This is a genomic window from Chamaesiphon sp. OTE_8_metabat_110 (assembly GCF_031382685.1).
Classification (GTDB): domain Bacteria; phylum Cyanobacteriota; class Cyanobacteriia; order Cyanobacteriales; family Chamaesiphonaceae; genus Chamaesiphon.
Genome location: NZ_JANMZA010000101.1, coordinates 1 through 1,963 on the forward strand (window position 1 = coordinate 1; position 1,963 = coordinate 1,963).

General features: G+C 51.1%; 2 protein-coding genes. One reads left to right on the forward strand and one right to left on the reverse strand.

The window, feature by feature from the left end; genetic code table 11:
* A partial coding sequence (locus RMO52_RS03705) for a Ppx/GppA phosphatase family protein (protein ID WP_310410950.1) occupies nt 1-1,439 on the forward strand: 1,439 nt, incomplete at its 5' end.
* Nucleotides 1,440-1,865: 426 nt separating this feature from the next.
* Here the strand turns inward: RMO52_RS03705 and RMO52_RS24615 are convergent.
* The coding region (locus RMO52_RS24615) for a transposase (protein ID WP_396134871.1) at nt 1,866-1,963 on the reverse strand (98 nt) is incomplete at its 5' end.

Sequence of the window (1,963 nt, forward strand, 5' to 3'; positions counted from 1 at the left end):
ATCCGCAAACGGGCAACCTCACGCCAGAGGCGATCTCGCGGGCGGTAGGCGCACTCAAACGCTGTCAGGAAGTTGCCAAGAGTCTCAATGTCCAGCAGATCTTGGCAGTAGCGACTAGTGCCGTCCGCGAAGCGCCCAACGGGCATGAATTTGTTAGATCGATCGAGACAGAACTGGGCTTAGCCGTAAATATTATTTCGGGACAAGAGGAAGCGCGGCGGATCTATCTCGGTGTCCTATCGGGAGTCGAGTTTAATAATATCCCCCATCTGATTCTCGATATAGGTGGCGGCTCGACCGAATTAATCCTCGGGGATAGCCACGAACCCCGCACCCTCAGTAGTACCAAAATTGGTGCCGTGCGGCTCACCACCGAATTTTTAGCAAATAATCCCGTTAGCGATCGCGCTTTAAGTTATCTTCAAGCCTATGTGCGCGGACAGTTAGAACGACCGATCGACGATATCAAAGCCAACCTCCAACCGGGCGAAATCCCCAAAATGGTCGGCACCGCTGGGACGATCGAAACCCTTGCCGCCGTCCTCAATTTAGATAAAAATGGTCAGGTACCCGATCGAATTCATGGCTTCAAGATTCAGCTAACCGAACTCCGCAACCTCATCAATCGGCTGCGACGGATGACAGTCGCCGAGCGCGCCGCCATTGAGGGCATTTCCGAGCGGCGAGCAGAAATCATCATCGCCGGGGCGGTAATTCTCCAAGAAGCGATGACGATGCTAGGAATGCAGTCGCTTTCAGTCTGCGAACGCAGCCTCCGAGAGGGCGTGATTGTCGATTGGATGCTCACTCAAGGACTGATTGAAGATCGGCTCAAATATCAAGGTTCGATTCGCGAACGCAGCACGCTCAAAATCGCAGGTAAATACGGCGTCGATATCCCCCACAGCCAGCGCGTCGCCGAACTTGCCCTGAGTCTGTTCGACCAAACCTACGGACAGATCCACACCTGGGATAAGTCCATTCGCCAGTTGCTCTGGAGTGCGGCAATCCTCCACAATAGCGGTCACTTTGTCAGTCACGATGCCCATCACAAGCATTCTTACTATCTAATCCGGTATGGCGAGCTACTGGGCTATACGGAATCCGAAATCGATATCATCGCCAACATTGCCCGCTACCACCGCAAAAGCCCCCCCAAAAAGAAACATCAGAATCTGCAAAACCTCACCAAAATTCACAGAACGATCGTCTCCGAACTGAGCGCCATTCTCCGTCTCGCTGTCGCCCTCGACAGACGCCGCATCGGGGCGATTAAAGATGTCAGCCTCAATTGCGATCTAGCTACTCGCGAGTGTCATCTGACATTTTTTCCGACAGATCCCCTCGATGCGTGCGTCCTCGAATGTTGGAGCTTGGATTATAAGAAACCGATTTTTGAAACTGAGTTCGATCTTAAGTTATTGACGACTAGAGGTTAGGGCGACGATTTGCGTTAGTTACTAGCTAGAGCGGTGCAAATATCTATTAGATAGCGATCGCTTGAAACCTAGATGGCAAGCTGAAACCTAGCTGGTGGGCAGTGCCCACCCTACTGGGACGACACGACTAAAACTGTGGGCGTTCAGAATTCTGAAAAATACAATGAGTAACATTTTGAGCGAGATCTTTACCCACATTTTTAGTCGTGTCGAGCCACTACTGGCTCTTACCCATTACCCATTACCCATTACCCATTACCTCTTACCTACCCTTCTGACATCTGTCGCCCTAATTTAACCTTTTCGCGTAATTCCCCGTCCGTCTGCACGGCGGGGATGTAAGCGAGGTGAGTAACGAGTCCCACCCTCGAATAAATTTGACCACCGCTCAAAAAATGAGTGGGGTGGGCGAGGCGCGAACAACTTCTAGGACTTAGGCGCATCTTGAGATTGAATGTATTGTTTGACAATTTCCAAAGGCGCACCACCAACAGAAACAATACAGTAAGCGTCAGTCCAAAAAC